Source organism: uncultured Tenacibaculum sp. (assembly GCF_947494125.1).
In the GTDB taxonomy this organism is placed as follows: Bacteria; Bacteroidota; Bacteroidia; order Flavobacteriales; family Flavobacteriaceae; genus Polaribacter.
Map to the genome: position 1 here is coordinate 468,031 of NZ_CANLTU010000002.1, position 20,111 is coordinate 488,141.

General features: G+C 29.0%; 22 protein-coding genes. 8 read left to right on the forward strand and 14 right to left on the reverse strand.

Annotated elements, in window-relative coordinates; all coding sequences use genetic code 11:
• The first annotated feature begins 75 nt into the window (after window positions 1–75).
• The 3 genes from Q0881_RS05690 to aroQ all read left to right on the forward strand — a co-directional run bounded on the left by Q0881_RS05690 (window position 76) and on the right by aroQ (window position 1,784).
• Window positions 76–552, forward strand: coding sequence for an outer membrane beta-barrel protein (locus Q0881_RS05690; protein WP_299157620.1), 477 nt, complete (start codon window positions 76–78; stop codon window positions 550–552).
• Window positions 553–689: 137 nt separating this feature from the next.
• Complete coding sequence (locus tag Q0881_RS05695; protein ID WP_299157621.1) at window positions 690–1,271, forward strand: porin family protein; 582 nt, start codon at window positions 690–692, stop codon at window positions 1,269–1,271.
• 96 nt (window positions 1,272–1,367) lie between these two features.
• Window positions 1,368–1,784: a type II 3-dehydroquinate dehydratase gene (gene aroQ / locus Q0881_RS05700; protein ID WP_299157622.1), complete on the forward strand. Its 417-nt coding sequence runs from the start codon at window positions 1,368–1,370 to the stop codon at window positions 1,782–1,784.
• Here the strand turns inward: aroQ and Q0881_RS05705 are convergent.
• Together Q0881_RS05705 and Q0881_RS05710 are read right to left on the reverse strand one after the other, a co-directional pair.
• Window positions 1,761–2,945, reverse strand: a complete 1,185-nt coding sequence (locus Q0881_RS05705) for a DUF4105 domain-containing protein (RefSeq protein WP_299157623.1) — start codon at window positions 2,943–2,945, stop codon at window positions 1,761–1,763. The two genes, aroQ and Q0881_RS05705, sit on opposite strands and share 24 nt — an antisense overlap.
• A gap of 90 nt (window positions 2,946–3,035) precedes the next feature.
• Entirely contained in the window at window positions 3,036–4,013 is a 978-nt protein-coding gene (locus Q0881_RS05710) for an alpha/beta fold hydrolase (protein WP_299157624.1), read from the reverse strand.
• 108 nt (window positions 4,014–4,121) lie between these two features.
• Between Q0881_RS05710 and Q0881_RS05715 the strand changes: the two genes are divergently transcribed.
• Both Q0881_RS05715 and Q0881_RS17870 read left to right on the forward strand, forming a co-directional pair.
• Window positions 4,122–4,856 (forward strand): CDP-alcohol phosphatidyltransferase family protein, encoded by a 735-nt coding sequence (locus Q0881_RS05715; RefSeq protein WP_299157626.1) that lies wholly within the window; start codon window positions 4,122–4,124, stop codon window positions 4,854–4,856.
• 86 nt (window positions 4,857–4,942) lie between these two features.
• Window positions 4,943–5,281, forward strand: coding sequence for a GNAT family N-acetyltransferase (locus Q0881_RS17870; protein WP_366139555.1), 339 nt, complete (start codon window positions 4,943–4,945; stop codon window positions 5,279–5,281).
• A gap of 22 nt (window positions 5,282–5,303) precedes the next feature.
• Here Q0881_RS17870 and Q0881_RS05720 read toward each other — a convergent pair whose 3' ends face one another.
• From Q0881_RS05720 to Q0881_RS05730, 3 genes are read right to left on the reverse strand one after another with little or no spacing between them, the layout of a single operon-like run.
• Entirely contained in the window at window positions 5,304–6,170 is an 867-nt protein-coding gene (locus Q0881_RS05720) for a YihY/virulence factor BrkB family protein (protein WP_299157627.1), read from the reverse strand.
• Entirely contained in the window at window positions 6,170–7,057 is an 888-nt protein-coding gene (locus Q0881_RS05725; RefSeq protein ID WP_299157628.1) for a mechanosensitive ion channel, read from the reverse strand. Before Q0881_RS05725 ends, Q0881_RS05720 begins: the two co-directional genes overlap by 1 nt.
• The gene (locus tag Q0881_RS05730; RefSeq protein ID WP_299157630.1) at window positions 7,057–8,346 is read right to left on the reverse strand and encodes an APC family permease; all 1,290 of its coding nucleotides are present in this window, start codon (window positions 8,344–8,346) and stop codon (window positions 7,057–7,059) included. The genes Q0881_RS05725 and Q0881_RS05730 overlap by 1 nt, the downstream gene beginning before the upstream one ends.
• A 147-nt stretch (window positions 8,347–8,493) precedes the next feature.
• On the opposite strand from Q0881_RS05730, the gene Q0881_RS05735 reads away from it, so the two are divergent.
• Window positions 8,494–9,018 carry a porin family protein gene (locus Q0881_RS05735; protein WP_299157632.1) on the forward strand — a complete coding sequence of 175 codons (525 nt, stop codon included), beginning with the start codon at window positions 8,494–8,496 and terminating at the stop codon, window positions 9,016–9,018.
• A 67-nt stretch (window positions 9,019–9,085) separates the two neighbouring features.
• Here Q0881_RS05735 and lptB read toward each other — a convergent pair whose 3' ends face one another.
• From lptB to Q0881_RS05755, 4 genes are all read right to left on the reverse strand, one after another.
• The gene (lptB, locus tag Q0881_RS05740) at window positions 9,086–9,820 is read right to left on the reverse strand and encodes an LPS export ABC transporter ATP-binding protein (protein WP_299157634.1); all 735 of its coding nucleotides are present in this window, start codon (window positions 9,818–9,820) and stop codon (window positions 9,086–9,088) included.
• A gap of 75 nt (window positions 9,821–9,895) precedes the next feature.
• Complete coding sequence (locus Q0881_RS05745; RefSeq protein ID WP_299157636.1) at window positions 9,896–10,243, reverse strand: carboxymuconolactone decarboxylase family protein; 348 nt, start codon at window positions 10,241–10,243, stop codon at window positions 9,896–9,898.
• Window positions 10,218–11,039 carry a twin-arginine translocase subunit TatC gene (gene tatC / locus Q0881_RS05750; protein WP_299157638.1) on the reverse strand — a complete coding sequence of 274 codons (822 nt, stop codon included), beginning with the start codon at window positions 11,037–11,039 and terminating at the stop codon, window positions 10,218–10,220. The genes Q0881_RS05745 and tatC overlap by 26 nt, the downstream gene beginning before the upstream one ends.
• A 1-nt stretch (window position 11,040) precedes the next feature.
• Window positions 11,041–12,012 carry a KpsF/GutQ family sugar-phosphate isomerase gene (locus tag Q0881_RS05755; protein ID WP_299157640.1) on the reverse strand — a complete coding sequence of 324 codons (972 nt, stop codon included), beginning with the start codon at window positions 12,010–12,012 and terminating at the stop codon, window positions 11,041–11,043.
• Between the two features lie 144 nt (window positions 12,013–12,156).
• On the opposite strand from Q0881_RS05755, the gene Q0881_RS05760 reads away from it, so the two are divergent.
• Both Q0881_RS05760 and Q0881_RS05765 read left to right on the forward strand, forming a co-directional pair.
• Complete coding sequence (locus Q0881_RS05760) at window positions 12,157–14,355, forward strand: ATP-dependent DNA helicase RecQ (RefSeq protein WP_299157642.1); 2,199 nt, start codon at window positions 12,157–12,159, stop codon at window positions 14,353–14,355.
• 45 nt (window positions 14,356–14,400) lie between these two features.
• Window positions 14,401–14,994, forward strand: a complete 594-nt coding sequence (locus Q0881_RS05765) for a DUF1801 domain-containing protein (RefSeq protein WP_299157644.1) — start codon at window positions 14,401–14,403, stop codon at window positions 14,992–14,994.
• On the opposite strand, the gene Q0881_RS05770 is transcribed toward Q0881_RS05765, so the two are convergent.
• The 5 genes from Q0881_RS05770 to Q0881_RS05790 form a co-directional block, all read right to left on the reverse strand.
• Window positions 14,991–15,362: a DUF4258 domain-containing protein gene (locus Q0881_RS05770; protein ID WP_299157646.1), complete on the reverse strand. Its 372-nt coding sequence runs from the start codon at window positions 15,360–15,362 to the stop codon at window positions 14,991–14,993. The genes Q0881_RS05765 and Q0881_RS05770 overlap by 4 nt on opposite strands.
• Before the next feature lie 131 nt (window positions 15,363–15,493).
• Entirely contained in the window at window positions 15,494–16,204 is a 711-nt protein-coding gene (locus Q0881_RS05775) for a DUF6733 family protein (protein ID WP_299157648.1), read from the reverse strand.
• Between the two features lie 11 nt (window positions 16,205–16,215).
• Window positions 16,216–16,983, reverse strand: coding sequence for an enoyl-CoA hydratase-related protein (locus Q0881_RS05780; RefSeq protein WP_299157650.1), 768 nt, complete (start codon window positions 16,981–16,983; stop codon window positions 16,216–16,218).
• Window positions 16,984–17,009: 26 nt separating this feature from the next.
• Window positions 17,010–18,323: a hypothetical protein gene (locus tag Q0881_RS05785; protein ID WP_299157652.1), complete on the reverse strand. Its 1,314-nt coding sequence runs from the start codon at window positions 18,321–18,323 to the stop codon at window positions 17,010–17,012.
• Window positions 18,324–18,339: 16 nt separating this feature from the next.
• Window positions 18,340–19,974, reverse strand: a complete 1,635-nt coding sequence (locus Q0881_RS05790; protein WP_299157654.1) for an AMP-binding protein — start codon at window positions 19,972–19,974, stop codon at window positions 18,340–18,342.
• Window positions 19,975–20,111 lie beyond the last annotated feature (137 nt).

Sequence of the window (20,111 nt, forward strand, 5' to 3'; positions counted from 1 at the left end):
CATAAAAAAATGCAATCAAGAGTAAAAATAGATTTAAATTTGCCGGACGAAATTATAATTAATTAAATTAAAATTATGAAAAAATTATTATTAGTTGCTATGATGGCATTTGGTATGGCTGTTAACGCACAAGAAGGAGAATTAAACGTTGGAGGTACTATTGGTTTACCAGTAGGTGACGCTAGCGATGCTTTTGATGTAACTGGAGCTATTGAAGCAAACTACTTATTTAAAGTTTCTGATGACTTTAAAGTTGGACCTTCTGTATCTTATTTACATTTTAATGGAGCTGGAGCTGATTTCGCTTTTTTACCTGTATCTGCAGCTGCTCGTTATAGTGTATCTGAAAAATTTAGCGTTGGTGCTGATTTAGGATATGGAATCGGAGTAAGACCTTCAGCAAATACTCAAAGTGGTTTCTATTACAGACCAGTAGTAGGTTACAAAGTTTCTGAAAAAATTACAATCCAAGCTGATTATTCAGGTGTAAGCCTTGATGGAGGTACTGCTTCTACAATTGGTTTAGGTGGAGTTTACTCTTTTTCTTTATAAGAAATAGAAGAAATTAATTTTTAAAAAGGCTTAGTTATGCATTGCATAATTAAGCCTTTTTTTATTCTTAGAAATAAAATTTGTAGGTTTTATAAAAAAGTATATTTTTGCCGGACAATTTTTTAAAAAAAAATATTATGAAAAGATTATTAGTTATTGCTATGGTAGCATTTGGTTTAACTGCAAGTGCACAAGAAAGAGAATCAGGGGATATTGAATTAATTCCTTATGTAGGTTATTCTACTTCGACATTTAATGGAGATCAAGTACAGGGATTAGATGCGAAAAATTCTGTTAGATTTGGAGTTAATGCAGATTACTTTTTTAATGATAGATGGAGTTTGCGTTCTGGATTAAATTATGATAAAATGGGAACTGAATTTGGTTCTCAAGAAGCAAATTTAGATTATTTAAATATTCCTTTAAATGCCAATTGGCATTTTGGTAGTACTAGAAAATGGAATTTAAATTTTGGTGTAACTCCTGGTTTCTTGTTAACTGCAGAAAATGAGAATGGTATTTCTTTTAAAAACGAAGTAAAAGGGTTTCAATTAGGTATCTCTTATGGTATTGGTTATAAATTGGAAGTGTCAGATAATTTTAGTTTAATGTTTGATGCTCAAGGATTAGTAGGAATTACTAATATTGTTAAGTCTAGCCTTTTCGATAGAATGAATGTAGGTTCTAGCTTTAACATTGGAGGAGTATTTAAATTATAATAAAGTATAAATAATTTTATAAAGGAAGCTATTTAGCTTCCTTTTTTTATGCAAAAAAAAATAAAAGAGTATTTTTACTAAAGTTAATAAACAATAATGAAGAAACTTATTATAATAAATGGACCTAATTTAAATTTATTAGGAAAACGTGAGCCAGAAATTTATGGCACAAATTCTTTTGAAGATGTTTTTAAAAGTTTAAAGGAGAAATATAGTGATGTTGAATTGTATTATTTTCAATCAAATATTGAAGGAGAGCTTATTAATAAACTTCATGAAGTTGGTTTTAGTTATGATGGTATTATCTTAAATGCTGCAGCTTATACGCATACATCTGTGGGAATTGGTGATGCTGTAAAAGGAATTGAAACTCCAGTAATAGAAGTGCATATATCTAATGTCCATTCACGAGAAGATTTTCGTCACATAAGTTATATTGCTGGAAATGCAAAAGGTGTTATTACTGGTTTTGGATTACAAAGTTATGAATTAGCTATTCAAAGTTTTTTGTAAAAACCAATATCTAACTCCTAATAAGATAAATAAAGGGATTAAGGTTATTGAGAATAATTGAATCTTAGTAATCGAAATTATTGGAATGAAAGCTAATAAAAGTATTAAAAACTTAAGATATTTTATAAGCCATTTTGGAGTATGTTTTTTTAATAAAAAGAAACTTACTATAATATTTGGTGTTAAAGCCCATAAAAAATTAAAATTATTTGGCGCTGTACTGTGATTTGTGAAAAACCATAAATACACTATTAAAAGTCCAATAATACCAGTCAAAAAGAATAAAGTGAAATCTAACCACTTTGTTCTTTTTCTGTTTTTATAATCTTTATAAGTAATAAATACACCAACTAGAGCTATTAATAATAATATTAAAAATGGACTAATTTTGTCGCTATTTGTTTCTTTTTCTTTAAAATCTAATAAAATACTTGTTTTAAAAACTAAGTTTTCTTCTTTATCATTTTTTATAACTTTTGAAGCGTTTAGTGCTTCGAAAACATAATCAGGTAAATATAAATATTCATTAGGTGTAGCAATTTTATCTAATTTACTTCCTAAAGCAACATTAATACCTAAACTTCCCCAAGTATTAGGGTGTATTTCTATATTCATTAATTGCCTTAATGATTGATCTTTGGTAATAAAATTGTCTTTAAAAATTAGTTTTTCACCCAATACTTTTTTAATAATATCGCGTGGTTTAGTAGCGCAATTATCAAAGAAAGGATCATAAAAATAACCAGCATTCTTTGGAGTAGCATTAATTTCTAAAATTTGGAAAAACTGATTTCTTTGTTCTTGAGTTAAGTTTAGTATTTGCTCCTTAACCCAACGTTTATCCTGTTGTGAGCTTTTTAAAGCTAAATGGAATGGATATCTAGCTAGTTTATATTTCATATAACCTTTAGTAAAATCGGTATAAAAACTAGGGTTGTCAAAATCAAAAATACCGTAATTATATAGTAAATCCAATTGTAAAACAGGGTCTTTAACACGAATAGCTGTATGCCCAAATTTTTCATATAAAGCTTCTCCTGGACCTGAAGTAATAATGCTAATTTGTGAAAAGGTTGATAAACTTAACGTAGAAGAAACTTGTGAGAAAGTATAGTTAAAACTGAATAAAATGAATAAGAAAGAAATGTGTTTTTTCAACATGATATGAATCTAAAAAAAATAGCTAATTAGGTTATACAAATATGATAATTTATGATTAGAAAATTTTGACTTTTTTAAGGATATTATTTTTTAAGTATTAATACCTATGTTGTTTTGTATAAATCCAGTTATTTTTTGTTCTAGCCATTTATTCTCAGAATTTGAAAAAGAAGACATAAAACCTACATGACCTCCATAATTTGGAGTCAGTAAATGAAAATTAGACATATTTTTAGCTTCTTCTAAAGGGTAGCATTCTTTTGATAAAAAGCTGTCGTCTAAAGCATTAATAAGTAGTGTTGGTACTTCTATTTTAGGGATATATGGCTTTGAGCTAGCTTTTAACCAGTAATCTTCTGAGTTTTTAAACCCAAAAACAGGAACTGTATATTGCTTTTCTAAGTGACGAAATTTAGTAGCTTTGAATAATAAATCTTTATTTAGTTGAAATTCAGGAAACCTTTCTGCTTTTTCTAATAACTTTATTTTCATGGTTTTTAAAAATTCAGTCATATATAGTTTATTCTTTAATTTACCTAGCTCCGCTTGTGAAGTAGTTAAATCTATAGGGACAGAAACTGCTATGGCACCTTTTAATTGAGAAGGTTTATTGTCATATTCACCTAAATATTTTAATGTTAAATTACCTCCTAAACTAAAACCAATAATTACAATATTTTCATAATCATAGTCATTTGTGAGGTATTTAATAATAAAATCTACATCATCAGTTTTTCCGCTGTGATAGGTTTCTAAAAGTAAGTTATCTTCTCCGCTACAACCTCTTAAATTCATACAAACAGTATCAAAACCAATAGTGTTTAGGTGGTTTGAATTTGTTATCATATAGTTAGATTCAGAACTTCCTTCAAGACCGTGAATTAATAAAATCAATGTTTTAGAACCTATTATTGAAAAATCTAAATCAATAAAATCAGCATCCCAAGTTGTAATTCTTTCTCGTTTATAATTAATTGTATCTTTCATAAATAAAGGACGATACATTGTATTAAAATGAGCACTTTTAAATGGTAAACTTGGATTAAAATTACAAGAAAGAATAGGCATGTTTTTCTGTTTATAGCTATTGTTAACAAATATGACAAAAAAAAAGTAAAATCTAAAACTTGATAAAATGATTTCTTATTTTCGCTATAAATACAGAATACTATAAGCATGAAAAGACATATTCCAAATTTATTAACCTTAGGGAACTTATTATGTGGTACTATAGCCACTATTTTTGCTATTAAAGGAGATTTTGTAGGTGCTGCTATTTTAGTTGCTACAGGTATCGTTTTTGATTTTTTTGATGGCTTTGTAGCAAGAATGTTAAATGTTCAAGGAGAGTTAGGAAAACAACTTGATAGTTTAGCAGATATGGTTACTAGTGGGGTAGTACCAGGTATTATTATGCTACAGCTTTTTATAAGTGCATTAGATGTAGATGCAGCAAGTTATTTTGGAATTGATTCTTATGGAGCAACAGGAAGCAATTTACCATATTTAGGATTGTTATTAACTTTAGGAGCAGGATACAGGTTAGCTAATTTTAATATAGATACACGTCAATCTGATTCTTTTATTGGTATTCCAACACCAGCTATGACACTATTTGTAGTTTCTTTGCCATTAATAGTAGAGTTTAGCGAGCAATCTTTTTTTATAGATATTATTAATAATCAGTATTTTTTAATAGTAATCACAGTATTATTAACCTACTTAATGAATGCAGAAATACCTTTATTTGCATTAAAATTTAAAACTTTTGGATTTAAAGAGAATCGTTTAAAATACATATTCTTATTAGTATCTATATTACTTTTAATAGTTTTAAAATTTGTAGCTGTACCTTTAATTATTCTCTTATATGTTATTTTTTCAGTAATTAATAATTTGGTGAAGAGCTAATGAAAATAGTTGAGTGCATTACAAAAGAAGAAGGAGAAACTGTTTTAAATGGAATAAACGCATAAAATGATTTTCAAACAGAACGGATTCTTGAGAAAGTTCAAGAGTCTATAAAATTAGTAGCTAAAAATGATGCCAATGAAGTTGTAGGAGGAGTTTTTGGGTATATAGGTTATTACGCAGGCTTTAAAATAGATATCCTTTGGACGAGAGAAGATACAAGAGGGGTAGGTTTAGGAACCAAACTACTTATAGAAGCAGAAAATAGAGCAAAGCAGTTAGGGGCAACTATTGCTATTTTAGATACATTTTCTTTTCAAGCAGAAGATTTTTACTTAAATAACGGTTATAAAGTATTTGGGCGCATTTCTGATTATCCTAAAGAAAATCAAGAATTTGTTTTTCTGAAGAAAGACTTGAAATAAACTCTAGCTAAAAATATCTTATTTATTTATCGACTTCTTGTTGAATTATTTTTACCGCATTATTATTGGGCAAAATAGGAAGGTTTAGTTTATCGCTTAAAACTTTTAAAAAGGAAGCTCCTAAGAAAATAATTTGCGAAGTGTAGTATACCCAAAGCATTATTAATACTAATATACTAGTAGCTCCAAAAGTTGTTGAAATATGACTTTTACTTAAATAAAAGCTAATAATAAACTTACCTATTAAAAATAAAAAAGAAGTAAATACTCCACTTATAACTACAGGTTTAAGCTTAATTTTTGCATCACCTAAATACATAAACATAATAGAAAACATTATTGAAGTTATAAGAAAAGAGATGATATGCTCGTAGATGTAAGAAAATAGGTAACTACTCTGTAAATGACTTGAATGTTTTAAAAGAAAGCTATTTAAAGAAGTACTAATAATTAAAATAAAAAACAGCGAAATAAGAATAAAAAAAGAAAATAGGTGCTTTGTAAAGTAGCGTATAAGGCTATTTTTAGGTTTTTCTTTTATGTTCCATATACTATTAAAGGCATTATGAATTTGACTAAACATACCAGAAGCACTTAATAGTAAAGTAGCAAAACCAATAAGAGCTGTGAGTATTGAATTGTGATTTATATGTTGATTTTTAATAATATTTTGAACTTGTATAGAGGCATCATTTCCTAAAATATCTTTTAATTGTTCGAAAATTTCACCTGAAACAGCTTGTTTTCCAAAAAAGAACCCAAGAATAGAGGTGATGATAATAATTATTGGAAATAAAGAAAAAACAGTATAATATGCTAAAGCAGCACCTTTTTGAAAAGTATTGCTATTAAAAAAGTAATTAAAAACATTTTTTAAAAAACTAAGCATTATTCAGTTTTAGTATTAATTGGTTTATCAAAAATATTAACACCGCCTTTTACATCAAAATCAAGTGTAGTAACATTGTAAGCTATTGAAATATTTTCTTGTTCAAACCGCTTTTTTATATGAATAATGAAATCACTTTTAGCTTTTAAATAATCTTTTTGATGTGTAAAGTTAATCCAAAACCGAACTTCAAAGTTATAAGTAGAATCTCCAATTTCAGTAAAATAAAAATCTACAGTTTCATTTTTAAGTAGGCTACTAATTTTATTGACTTCATCCAAAGTAACAGTTTTTACTAAAGTTAAATCATCACCATAAGAAACACCGCTTTTTAAAACAATTCGTCTTTTTCCATAGGTAGAATAATTGGTAAATGTATTATTGTAAATTAGTTGATTAGGAACAAAAACTTCTTGCCCAGTTACTGTTTTTATTGAAGTAGTAATCCAACTAATAGTTTCAATAGTGCCAAAGGTGTTATTAATTTTAACCCAATCGCCAATTTTAAAAGGGTGCTGTACATTTAATAAAAAACCAGCAAAAGCATTAGAAGCAATGTCCTTAAAAGCAAAACCAGCAACAATACCAACAATACCCGCTCCAGCTAATAATTTGGTTAATAAATTTTCTAAACCTAATACTTCAAGTGCTAAAAAGACTCCTGAAAATAAAAAGAAAAAATAAATTATAGAAGCGATAATTTTAACAGCCTCAGGTTTTGTTTTAAATATTTTAGTATAAAATTTTTGGCCGAAACTTTTAAAAAACCTGGCAATAAAATAAAAACTAATTAGAACAATTAAAGCTAATAAAATTTTTGGTAAAAAATCTAAAATAGATTGTTGCCATTTATTTAATAGATGATCAATGTTTTTAATATCGTTCATTAATTGTTAGTTTTTTTACGTTCAGTTTTTTTGTAGATAAATTCAGCTGCAAAACAAAATACAATAATTCCTAAAGCGATAAAAACATCAGACTTACTTACTGAATAATGTTGTACTAATAAAGCTACCATTGCTACTGTACAAAGAATAAAACCTAATAAAGGAATTGTTCTTTTGCCATTTACTTCTTTGTATAATTTAAAACTAACATAATTTACCACTGCAAAAATTAATAAAAACCCAACACTTCCAGCTGTAGAAATACTTTCTAATTTTAAGGTGTTAACTAATATAATTGTTGCTATAGCAGTTATTAACAAACCTATAGGTTGATTCCAAAGCTTATGGGTAAATTCACAAGGTAACTCATCATCTTCAGCAATTTCATAATTTACTCTAGTACCACCATATAAAGAAGCGTTAATAGCTGAAAAAGTTGATATTAAAGCAGCAATAGTAATAATGGTAAAACCAATTTTACCAAGCATAGGTTTAGCAGCTTCAGCTAAAACATAATCTTGAGCATTGGCAATATCAGAAAAAGCTAAAGATCCAACTGTAACAGCTGCAATAATGATATATAAAAAAATAACAAATATTACAGACCAATAGTAGGCTCTTGGAATATTTTTCTCAGGGTTTTCTATATCTGGAGCAGCATTGGCTATAAGTTCAAAGCCTTCATATGCTACAAAAATAACCATACCAGCTGTTAGTAATTTAAAAGGAGACTCCCAATGTTCTGGAGATAATTGTTCTAAGTGTGGATTTCCAAATAAACCATAAAGTCCAACAACAACAAAACTTAATAATATAATAAGTTTTATAATTACAGCATACGATTCTATTTTTCCAACAACAGCAATACTATAATAGTTAATAGCTGTAGCTAAAATAACAATAGCAGTAGCGTAAATATGAGAATCTACAACTTTATCATTAGTTAATTGTAATAGGTTAGGAGCATACGAACCAAATGCTGATGCATATAATGCAAGCATAATAATATAACTAACCCATAATAAATTATTTATTCCTCCACTAAAAATACTGATACCAAATCCTTGGTTAATAAACTTAACAGTTCCTCCACGATCTGGATATTTTAAAGAAAGTTTCACATAACTATAAGAAGTAATTAAAGCAATAAGCCCAGCAATTAAAAATGATATTGGAGTTCCTCCTTTGGCCATAGCAGCAGCTAAACCAAGAACAGCAAAAATACCTCCACCAACCATTCCACCTATACCGATAGACATTGCTTCTTTTAAACCAATTTTTTTAGACATAATTATTTGGGTGTTAATTGAAAACTTAAATATATGAAAAATAGCTTTGAGCTCTAGTATGATCTATTATTATAGTTTTTATTAAATAAAGTTTTATAAGTGTTTGAAAAAAAATATTTTTGCTCACTTAAAATTTAAAATAGTGTTATGAAAAAATTATTGGTATTAGCCGCTTTAATTACAGTTTCATTAACTTCTTACTCACAACAATTTGGTGTAAAAGGAGGTTTAAACGTTTCTAAAATTAAAGTAGAATTACCATCAACATCTGGTAATACAGATGAAAGAACTTCTTTTTATGTTGGTGGTTTAGTCGATTTTAAACTAAGTAAGAAACTTCATATACAGCCAGAAATTTTATTTTCTTCTGAAGGGGCTAAAGATTATAAAGTAAATTTTGTGAGTATTCCTGTAATGTTGAAATACTTTGTGATAGCGGGGGTAAATATCCAAGTTGGTCCTCAAGTAGGGTTTATTGTAAGTGCTGGAACTGGTACGGATTCTTTAAAAAGTTCTAGTATAGGTTTAAATGGAGGTTTGGGATATGAGCTAAATAATGGTTTGTTTTTTGAAGTTAGGTATAATCATGGATTATCTAATTTTGTAAAAAATGGTGTAGGACCAAAATTTTATTCAAGACCTTTTCAAATAGGGATAGGTTATATGTTTTAGTATTTAAGATAGATAATATAACAAATAAAAAGGAGCTTTAAAGCTCCTTTTTATTTGTTATAAGAACTTAAAATTTCTTCTTCTTTAATTCAAAGTCTTTACCAAGGTATACTTTACGTACCATTTCATCATCGGCAAGCTCTTCAGGTGTTCCTTCTTTTAAAATACCACCATTATACATTAAATAGGTTCTATCGGTAATAGCTAGCGTAGCTTGTACATCATGATCAGTAATTAAAATCCCAATATTTTTATTTTTAAGTTGAGCTACAATTCCTTGAATATCTTCAACAGCAATTGGATCAACTCCAGCAAAAGGTTCATCTAATAGAATAAATTTTGGATCAGAAGCTAAACAACGAGCAATTTCTGTTCTACGACGTTCTCCCCCTGATAATAAATCACCTCTATTTTTACGAACATGACCAAGGCTGAATTCATCAATTAATTCTTCTAATCGCTGTTTTTTTTCAGCTTTAGTTCTATCAGTAAATTCCAAAACAGATAAGATATTATCTTCAACAGACAATTTTCTAAAAACAGAAGCTTCTTGTGCTAAATAACCAATACCTTTCTGAGCACGTTTATACATAGCATCAGTGGTAATTTCTTCATCATCTAAAAAAATATGACCATCATTAGGTTTTACCATACCAACAATCATGTAAAAAGAAGTAGTTTTCCCTGCTCCATTTGGGCCTAGTAAACCTATAATTTCTCCTTGTTCTACTTCTAAAGAAATTCCTTTAACAACTTTTCTACTACCGTAAAGCTTTTGTATGTTATCTGCTCTTAATTTCATTAATTATAATTCGTTTATTTCTGAATGGTTTTACGAAAGTACAGTAAAACTACAAACAGAAAACTTAATAATCTGTTAACTGTTTTCTTCAAGAGCCTCCCAAAACTCAACAGCTCTTCGTAGATGAGGAATTAAAATAGTACCACCAACTAAGGTTGCAATACTCATAGTTTCCATCATTTCTTCTTTAGTTACTCCATTCTTGTGAGAGCTTTCTAAATGATACGCTATACAGTCATCGCAACGTAAAACTGCAGAAGCAGCTAAACCTAATAATTCTTTAGTTTTTGCAGGTAAATGACCTTCTTTAAAAGCGTTTGTATCTAAATTAAAGATACGTTTCATTACTTTATTATCGGAAGCTAAAATTTTATCATTCATTTTAGCTCTATAGTCGTTAAACTCTTGGACTTTTTGTGACATTTTTTTGTTGTTTTTTTATAACAAATTGAGATACATAAATACTTAATTCATATAAAATCATGATAGGTACTGATACTATTACTTGACTAGCAATATCTGGAGGTGTTATAATTGCTGATAGTATTAATACAAGAACCAATGCATGCTTTCTATATTTTCTTAAAAAACTAGGGCTAATTAAACCTATTTTAGTTAAAAAGAATATGACAACAGGTAGTTCGAAAAAAATAGCTACACCTAACAAAGTATTTGTAATAAGACTTATGTACGCTTCAAGTTTAAAATTATTTTGAATTGCGTCAGATATTTCAAAATTATAAAAGAAATATACCGACATAGGTAAAATTACATAATAACTAAATAATACCCCTAAGAAGAATAAGAAAGAAGAGGTAAAAATAAATCCTCTTGATTTTTTTCTTTCTGAACTATGTAAACCAGGAGCTATAAAACGCCAAAACTCCCATAGTATATAAGGGAAAGAAACTACGAACCCTAGGATTAAAGATGACCAAATACCAGTCATTAATTGTTGTGTAGGATTAAGTGCTTGTAGTGTTTGTTTAAAATTTATGGAACAAAAACTACTGTCTATTCCTATGAAAGAAAAAACTTTACAAAAGAATTGATAAGTAGCAAAATCTGGTTTTAAATGTGCTAATAAAATTTCGTTAAAAACAAAATTAATATTAGCGAAAATAATTATTGCAACTATAAAAATAGAAGCAAAACTCCTTACTAAATGCCATCTTAATTCTTCAAGATGGTCTAAAAAAGACATTTCTTTTACAGCCATTTTAAAATATACCTTCTTTGATTAAATCATGTAAATGAACTACACCAACGTAGTTGTCATTATTATCTGTAACTAAAATTTGTGTAATGCTATTGTTTTCTAGTGTTTCTAGCGCTTCAACAGCCATAGCATCAACATTTATAGTCTTAGGATTTTTACTCATAATATCGTTAGCTGTTAGCTCATCAATTTTTGTTGTTTTACTAAGCATTCTACGAATATCACCATCAGTAATTATTCCTAATAATCTATTATCATTATCAATAACTGCAGTTACACCCAGTCTTTTTTCTGAAATTTCAACAATAACATTTGTTACCTTGTCAGTGGTGTTAACTTTCGGAATTAGGTTATTTTTTATCAAATCAGAAACACGTAAGTATAAACGTTTTCCTAAAGCACCACCTGGATGGTATTTAGCAAAATCACTACTTGTAAATCCACGTAAATCTAATAAACAAACAGCTAAAGCATCTCCTAAAACTAATTGAGCAGTAGTACTGGTAGTAGGAGCTAAATTATTAGGACAAGCTTCTTTTTCAACAAAAGAATTTAAAAGAAAATCTGCATTTTTTCCTAAAAAAGAATCCGGATTACCAGTAATAGCCACTATTTTATTATTTGAACTTTTTATTAAAGGGACTAAAACCTTAATTTCAGGAGTATTACCACTTTTTGAAAGACAAATTACTACATCATTAGTTTGTACATTTCCTAAATCACCATGAATAGCATCTGCAGCATGCATAAAAACGGCAGGAGTACCTGTGGAATTAAAAGTAGCAACCATTTTATTGGCAATATTGGCACTTTTTCCAATTCCAGTAACAATTACACGTCCTTTTGAATTGAAAATAAAATTTACGGCATCAATAAATGAACTGTCTAATAAATTTGCTAAATTAGCAATAGCATTACTTTCTAAAAGTATGGTTTCTTTTGCTGTTGAGAGAATAGCGTTTGCGTCTTTCAAGTTAAAAAAGTTTTAAGTAAAATTTAAAGTGTAAAAGTAGGAATATTTAAGAAGAAAAACTTTTTAATAAAAAGAAAATTTCTTCTATGTATGTAATAGTTTTTTTGTAGTTTAGTTCTCATTTTTAATTTTTGATATTAGGAGATGAATATAGAGCAGTCGGAGTTGTATGGATCATTAAAAAAAATATTTGGTTTTAACCAATTTAAAGGTCTACAAGAGGATGTTGTAAATAGCATTCTAAAAAATGAAAACACTTTTGTAATAATGCCAACGGGGGGCGGAAAATCATTATGTTATCAATTACCAGCGTTAATGAAAGAAGGAACAGCTATAGTTGTTTCTCCATTAATTGCTTTAATGAAAAATCAAGTCGATGCCATTAGAGGTATATCGGAAGACCATGGTATTGCCCATGTGTTAAATTCGTCTTTAAATAAATCTGAAATAGCCCAGGTGAAATCAGATATAGAGGCAGGAATTACGAAGCTATTATATGTAGCGCCAGAGTCATTAATTAAGGAAGAATACGTAGAGTTTTTAAGAAGACAAACAATTTCTTTTGTTGCAATTGATGAAGCTCATTGTATTTCTGAATGGGGACATGATTTTAGACCAGAATATAGAAATTTACGTACAATTATTAAGCAGATTGATAATGTCCCTATTATAGGATTAACAGCAACTGCTACAGAGAAAGTACAAGAAGATATACTTAAAACACTTGGAATGAGTGATGCTAATGTTTTTAAAGCATCATTTAATAGAGCTAATTTATTTTACGAAGTACGTCCGAAAACGAAAGATATAGAAAAAGATATCATTCGTTTTATAAAACAACGTTTAGGAAAAACAGGAATTATATACTGTTTAAGTCGTAAAAAAGTAGAGGAAATTGCTCAAGTATTACAAGTTAATGGGATTAATGCACTTCCTTATCATGCAGGGTTAGATGCAAAAACAAGAGCAAGGCATCAAGACATGTTTTTGATGGAAGATTGTGATGTTATTGTAGCAACTATTGCATTTGGTATGGGAATAGATAAACCAGATGTTCGTTATGTAATTCACCATGACATTCCAAAAAGTTTAGAAAGTTACTATCAAGAAACTGGTAGAGCAGGACGTGATGGAGGAGAGGGGTATTGTTTAACCTTTTATTCATATAAAGATATAGAGAAACTTGAGAAATTTATGGCAAATAAACCTGTTGCAGAGCAGGAAGTTGGTCATGCATTATTGCAAGAAGTAGTTGGTTACGCAGAAACGTCTATGAATAGACGTAAATATATACTTCATTATTTTGGTGAAGAGTTTGATGCTATAACTGGTGAAGGAGCTGACATGGATGATAATATGCGAAATCCTAAAAAGAAGCATGAAGCAAAAGAAGAAGTTCGCACTTTATTATCTGTAATAAAAAACACCAATGAAATGTATAAACCCAAAGAGGTTGTGAATACAATAATTGGACAAGAAAATGCACTTTTAAAATCTCATAAAACTACTGCTCAACCTTTCTTTGGGATAGGAAAAGAAAAGAGCAATCATTATTGGATGGCACTTATTAGACAAGTTTTAGTAGCAGATTTAATTAGGAAAGAGATTGAGCAATATGGCGTTTTAAAGTTAACAGAAAACGGTAAAAAGTTTATAGAAAACCCGGAATCGTTTATGATGACAGAAAACCATGTGTACGATACAGATGATGACGGAACGATAATAACAAATACTAAGTCAACAGGTGGAGGAGTAGATGACAAATTAGTGGTAATGCTAAAAGACTTACGTAAAAATGTAGGTAAACGTTTAGGTGTACCTCCTTTTGCAGTATTTCAAGATCCATCTTTAGATGATATGGCATTGAAGTACCCAATTACATTAGATGAATTATCAAAAGTTCATGGAGTTGGAGAAGGAAAAGCCAAAAAGTATGGTAAAGATTTTGTAAAGCTTATAACTGATTATGTTAAGGAGAATGATATCATGCGTCCTGATGATTTAATAGTTAAAAGTACTGGAGTAAATTCAGGATTAAAGTTATTTATAATTCAAAATACAGATAGAAAACTCCCTTTAGAAGACATCGCTAAATCAAAAGGATTAGAAATGTCAGAACTTATTAAAGAGATGGAAGCGATTGTTTTTTCTGGAACAAAATTAAATATTGATTATGCTGTTGATGATTTATTAGACGAAGATCAACAAGAAGAGATTCATGATTATTTTATGGAATCTGAGACAGATAAAATTCAAGAAGCATTAGATGAGTTTGATGGAGATTATGATGATGATGAATTGCGTTTAATGCGTATAAAATTTACAAGTGATATAGCAAACTAATATTATTACGACGATTGTAAATTATTTAAAAAATATTTTTTTATAATGAATGATAAAGTAACACAATATATTACCGATAAAAATACATGGACGCAAGAGTTAAATCTCTTGCGTTCGGTTTTATTAGAATTACCTTTAGAAGAAGCTATAAAATGGAGTGCTCCAGTATACACGTATAAAAATAAAAATATTTTAGGGCTATCTGCATTTAAAAACTATTGTGGACTATGGTTTTTTCAAGGTAGTTTTTTAAAAGATGATAAAAAAGTTTTAGAAAACGCTCAAGAGGGAAAAACGAAGGCGATGCGTCAATGGAGGTTTTATAAGTTAGAAGAGATAGATGTTAGTTTAGTAAAAGAATATGTTTTAGAAGCTATTCAAAATTCAGAAGAAGGAAAAGAATTAAAGCCAAAGAGAAATACAAAGCCATTAATAATACCAATAGAGCTGCAATTAGAGTTAGACAAAAATCAAGAACTCCAAGAGTGTTTTGGGAAATTTATGTTAAGTAAAAAAAGAGATTATGCAGATTATATTTCTGAAGCTAAAAGAGAAGCTACGAAATTAAAAAGGTTAGAAAAAATAATCCCAATGATTTTAAGCGGAGTAGGCTTACATGATAAATACAAGAACTGTTAATTAATAGTTATTGTCTTAATAGTAGATGTAGAATCGCATCTAATAACATAGATATCAATATGTTCTAAACTGTCTTTACCTGTAATAAAATACTCAGCACAAGGCTTTAAACGAGCATTACTTTTTCCAAAATTTACATCACCATTCTTTAAAATAGCAGATATTGTGGCTGTATCTATTGCTGAATTAATTAAAGTTTGCGTCGCATTATTAGAAAATAGACGTTTTTTTATACGAATAGTTTTTAAAGTACGAGCGTCCATACCATATTCAAAAGAAACATCTTTTCCCTTCCAAATAAAAAGTACTACAAGTGAGCCTAAGGCTAAACCTATAAAATAATAACCAAAACGTTTTAACAAATTCATAATTTAATTTTGAGGTGCAAAAGTATAGATAAAAATAAGTATACCCAATGCAACAGCGTAATCTTTTTAAAGATTACGCTGTTTAGTCGCTATTAACAGAATGTTAATAGCATCCCCCCAATAAAATTTAATTAAATAGGTATGAAAGCTTGAATTTTATAAAACTCATCAGCATTGACATTATCGCTTGAAATATTAGGACCAAAGGCAAAACGAAACCAAACACCATTATTTAAAGTAGCTTTTAGATACCCTCCTAAAAACTGATATAATGTTACTTTTTCTCCATTATCAACTCTTGTTTGTCCAAGATGTTCGTAAAAACCACCCAATGATAAATGTTTATTAACTTTAAAACCTGGTATTAACCAGTTTAGTAACAAATCTTGTGAATTTCCTTCGCCACGTAAACTTTTATAAAATGCTGTATAAGCTTCAAACTCGAAACGACCTGAATTATGAACTAAAAAGATACTAGGTATAATACTTTCTGCTATTTTAGTACCAGCTGTTTGTGATAATAATTTACCATGACCAAAGCCTATACTAGGATTGAAGTACCATTTTTTATTTTTAGATATAAAACCTAAGCCAATACCAGTTTCTAAAAACAAATCTTTTCCTTGATTTCCAAAAGAAGGATTTACCCAAAAGACACTGTAAAAAGTTAATTTTTTTCGAGGCTTTAATTCATAAGAGCCTAAAAAAACATTATTAAAACCTGCACCACTATTGTGTATGGGCATAATTGCAAAAGAGGTTTTAGTATCTTTATTTTTTTGTGAATTAATAGAAAGTGTAAATAAAAAAATGATTACTGTTGTTATATATAATTTTTTCATGTTATTAGTTTTTATTTTATAATATTAAATTGAGGAACTCGTTTTTCAATAAAGGCTTTCATACCTTCTTGTTGATCGTGTGTATTGAACAATGAGTGAAATAATTTTCGTTCGAAAACTACACCAGGAGTAAGCCCAGTTTCTAAGGCTTGATTAATAGCTTCTTTGGCTGTTTTTAAAGCTGTTTTTGAATAATTTGAAATAATATGTGCTTTATTCATAACAGACTCCATAAAACTTTCTTTTGGGAAAACCTGTGATACTAAACCAATTGTATTAGCTTCTTCTGAGGTAATATTTCTACCTGTTAAAATAATATCCATAGCTTTTGCTTTACCTACAAGTTTAGTAAGCCTTTGGGTGCCTCCAATACCAGGTATAACTCCAAGTTTAATTTCTGGTTGCCCAAAAATTGCAGTTGTAGAAGCATATAAAATATCGGACATCATAGCTAATTCGCAACCACCACCATAAGCATGACCTGAAACGGCTGCAATTATGGGAGTTTTAATTTTCTTAACACGTTCCCAATGATTAAAATAATCTACCTCAATCATTTGTGAAGCATTCATTTTATTCATTTCTTTAATATCAGCTCCTGCGCAAAAAAAGTGTTTATTTCCTGTAAGTACAATGCAACCTATTTTTGGATCTAAATCGTATTTTTCTAATCCAATTAATAGTTCGTGCATGATTTCTGAGTTCAAAGCATTTAAAGCTTTAGGACGGTTTAATTGGGCAATAAGAACCCTATCTATTTGTTTAAATAGTACATTCATATTTTTAAAATTTTAGTTTTATTGTTTTAAGAATCCCATATGGCACCGTAGGCTGGAATCCCTAAATACTCCATATTATGGACTACTTTTTGAGTTAGCTTCTGATTTGAAATACAGATTACTGCTTCGGCATTGAAGTCTATGTACGCCTTATACGCTAGTTTAACTAAATCGGGTTTCCCATTGGCATCAGTATCCCAAATAATAGCATTTGGCTGCACTTCTTTAATTTCATTAACTAATTCCTTTCCGTATGTTTTTTCAGGATTTCTTGTTGCCCATATTAACAAAGAAGGGGTTTCGTTTAAAAGTAAATGCGGTATACATGGTCCAATTCCGCTACCAGTAGCAACCCATATAACTTTTTTAAATAATTTATCTACATTTCCAACACCGGCTGTAGGTATTCCCTTTACCCATATTTTTTGAGGGGTATCATTAATGAAATTACCAGTCCAATCCCCAGCTCTAGAAATAGTTAAACGAAAACCATCTTTTTCTGGTGAAGGAACATTGGCAAATGAATGCCATTCTAATAAAGGATTTCTGCTTAATGCTGTTGAAGATCCTGCAAATGGAGTAACACCATAATTAAAAGAAGTTAAAGCAACATGGTTTGAAGGCTTATCAATATTAATTGCTACTTTTTTTAATCGTAACCATGGTAATACTACACTTATTGTTAAGGTTATAAGGATCCAAAAATTTAAACTTTTTGTTATGGTATGTAAAGAATGCTGCATACTTAAAAATAAAACCATTTGCACCCAAAAGAGAAACAGAACAGACCATCCACCTAGTCTATGAACTATTTCAAATTGATTATGGTATTTAGCTCTCATTTTTGGTAATGCGGTAATAATTATACCAATTAAAAGACTTAGTATTAGTGTTGTTACTAATATAATAACGATGCTTATGTTATGAAGTTTATATATATAGTTATAATATAAACATATAACAAATATGATGTACCATAGAGTTCCCATTGTAGCACTAGAGCTATGTAATCCACCAAAGTGATATACTTTAGCACATACTCTTCTTATAATTAAAGGCCATTTTTTAGGTGCGTTTGTAGCTATTTTAAAAAGAATATTAATAACATACTGTTGCCTTATTATTATAGCTAGAGTAAAATTGTATAAAATAAGTTCTGCTATTTTATTTAGTTGTATGTTTTCTAAAGAAAACCAATTCCACGTTGTAAATGCTTTTATCATTATCCCAGCATTAATTAAAACAATGAGTATAAATAACCTGTGATAAGGAATAAACCAAGGGTGTTTTCCTAAACGATATAGAAAGCTTTTTTTCGGAGGTAACATTATTTTTTCCATCTTATTTTAACTTCATTTAGATTAAAAACTCCTTTAATTCAGACTTGTTTATTTTACCCCTAGAGGTTTTTGGAAGTTCTTCCATGAAAATAAATTCAGTTGGTAAATAATAATAGGGGAGTTCTTTAGAAATGTTATTTTTTAAGGTTTCTAAAACTTTAGATTTATTTTTAAATCTTCCACTAATAAAAGAGACTAAAAAGTTTTGGTGTTTTAATGTAACAGCTCTTTTTACGTCGGTAGTGCGTTCAATTATTTTTGAAATAGCATCAAGTTCTACTCTGAAACCTTTGATTTTCACTTGATCATCAACTCTTCCATAATGAATTAATTCTCCTTCAGAATTCCACTTACCTAAATCACCAGTATTAAACATCAAATCACCATTATTTAAAAATGGGTCATTGGCATAGCGTTTTTTATTTAATTCACCATTATTTATATAACCTTTAGTTACACAATTACCGCCAGCCCACATTATTCCTACTTCTCCAATTTTACAAGGTTCTTGTTTTTCATTTAAAATATAAACTGTGTTATTAGGTGTAGGCTTTCCAATGGATAGTTCTTTGTTTTTTAAACCACATTTTTTCATTGTGTTTACAATGGTAGTTTCTGTTGGACCGCAAGAATTATAAAAATCACAAACTTTTGCCCACTTATTAGCTAAAATTTCAGGGCAAGGCTCTCCTGCAACAGCAACAGTTTCAATTGATTTACATTTATTTAGGTCTATAGTTGTAAGTACCGTTGGAGTAGCAATAATAACATTAGCTTTTTGTGCTGTATCTTGTATGCTTTTACCTCTAATAAGTAAAGTACCTCCATTTCCTAAACAGCCTAAAATTTCCCAAGCGGCCATATCAAATGAAATATTAAGTATTTGAGCTACTTTAGTACCTGGTTTTATATTTAAGTTACCTGGTGTTGTATATAAAATATTGCATAAGTTTTTATGAGTAACCTGAACACCGTTAGGTATTCCTGTTGTTCCTGAAGTAAATAAGACAAAGCATACAGAATCTGGAGTATTTCCTTTTTGATTAATTAGTTTAACACTTCCATATAAACGTTGATGAATATCTTTTGATAATTCTTTATCTATAAAAACAACTTCAATTTGTTCCTGAAATAATTCTTGATTCTGATAATCTGAATGTGAAATTATAATAGATGAATTACTTAATTTATATATAGAATTAAGCATGCTTTTAGGAACAATTCGAGGGTCTTGCGGAACATAAATTGCACCTAGTTTTAAACAGGCAATAATACCTATTAACATATCTAAAGAGCGATGCATATATAAACCAATGCTATCTCCAGAAGAAATTCCTTTTTGTTTTAGTAAAAGCGCTAATATGGTAGCTTGATTATCTAATTCTTTATAACTAATTGTATTGTTTAAATGAATAGCAGCAGTAGCTTTAGGTGTTTTTGAAACCCAATATTCAAAGGCTTCTAAAATGTTTTTGTGTTTCGGAGGAACTAAAGGTGCTATGCCATATTCAATAAACTTTACTTGTTCTTGAATAGATAAATTACTAATGTTTTTTTTCTGTATTGATGGTTTTAGATAATGTAATTTTTTCTTACCTATTTCTATTTTTCTTTCATATAGAATATCATCATTAGAGGCTGTTTTTTTCATGGTGTTTTAATTAAGTTAATATTCATTTTATGCTGCAGCTTTATTTTAATGATGTAAATAACTTTTAATAGTATCACAGAAGTATCACACAAAAATCATTTTTAAATCACAGTATATTTCTTTAAGTTAGCTACCGA

Bases quoted from the DNA above. Each gene is read 5' to 3' on its own strand.
- Q0881_RS05735 (WP_299157632.1), top strand. From the start codon at position 8,494: ATGAAAAAATTATTGGTATTAGCCGCTTTAATTACAGTTTCATTAACT.
- Q0881_RS05780 (WP_299157650.1), bottom strand. From the start codon at position 16,983: ATGAATGTACTATTTAAACAAATAGATAGGGTTCTTATTGCCCAATTA.
- Q0881_RS05785 (WP_299157652.1), bottom strand. From the start codon at position 18,323: ATGGAAAAAATAATGTTACCTCCGAAAAAAAGCTTTCTATATCGTTTA.
- Q0881_RS05720 (WP_299157627.1), bottom strand. From the start codon at position 6,170: ATGCTTAGTTTTTTAAAAAATGTTTTTAATTACTTTTTTAATAGCAAT.
- Q0881_RS05770 (WP_299157646.1), bottom strand. From the start codon at position 15,362: ATGAATTTGTTAAAACGTTTTGGTTATTATTTTATAGGTTTAGCCTTA.
- Q0881_RS05745 (WP_299157636.1), bottom strand. From the start codon at position 10,243: ATGTCACAAAAAGTCCAAGAGTTTAACGACTATAGAGCTAAAATGAAT.
- Q0881_RS05710 (WP_299157624.1), bottom strand. From the start codon at position 4,013: ATGCCTATTCTTTCTTGTAATTTTAATCCAAGTTTACCATTTAAAAGT.
- aroQ (WP_299157622.1), top strand. From the start codon at position 1,368: ATGAAGAAACTTATTATAATAAATGGACCTAATTTAAATTTATTAGGA.
- Q0881_RS05690 (WP_299157620.1), top strand. From the start codon at position 76: ATGAAAAAATTATTATTAGTTGCTATGATGGCATTTGGTATGGCTGTT.
- tatC (WP_299157638.1), bottom strand. From the start codon at position 11,039: ATGGCTGTAAAAGAAATGTCTTTTTTAGACCATCTTGAAGAATTAAGA.
- Q0881_RS05715 (WP_299157626.1), top strand. From the start codon at position 4,122: ATGAAAAGACATATTCCAAATTTATTAACCTTAGGGAACTTATTATGT.
- lptB (WP_299157634.1), bottom strand. From the start codon at position 9,820: ATGAAATTAAGAGCAGATAACATACAAAAGCTTTACGGTAGTAGAAAA.
- Q0881_RS05705 (WP_299157623.1), bottom strand. From the start codon at position 2,945: ATGTTGAAAAAACACATTTCTTTCTTATTCATTTTATTCAGTTTTAAC.
- Q0881_RS05790 (WP_299157654.1), bottom strand. From the start codon at position 19,974: ATGAAAAAAACAGCCTCTAATGATGATATTCTATATGAAAGAAAAATA.
- Q0881_RS05775 (WP_299157648.1), bottom strand. From the start codon at position 16,204: ATGAAAAAATTATATATAACAACAGTAATCATTTTTTTATTTACACTT.
- Q0881_RS05725 (WP_299157628.1), bottom strand. From the start codon at position 7,057: ATGAACGATATTAAAAACATTGATCATCTATTAAATAAATGGCAACAA.
- Q0881_RS05765 (WP_299157644.1), top strand. From the start codon at position 14,401: ATGAATGATAAAGTAACACAATATATTACCGATAAAAATACATGGACG.
- Q0881_RS05760 (WP_299157642.1), top strand. From the start codon at position 12,157: ATGAATATAGAGCAGTCGGAGTTGTATGGATCATTAAAAAAAATATTT.
- Q0881_RS05730 (WP_299157630.1), bottom strand. From the start codon at position 8,346: ATGTCTAAAAAAATTGGTTTAAAAGAAGCAATGTCTATCGGTATAGGT.
- Q0881_RS05695 (WP_299157621.1), top strand. From the start codon at position 690: ATGAAAAGATTATTAGTTATTGCTATGGTAGCATTTGGTTTAACTGCA.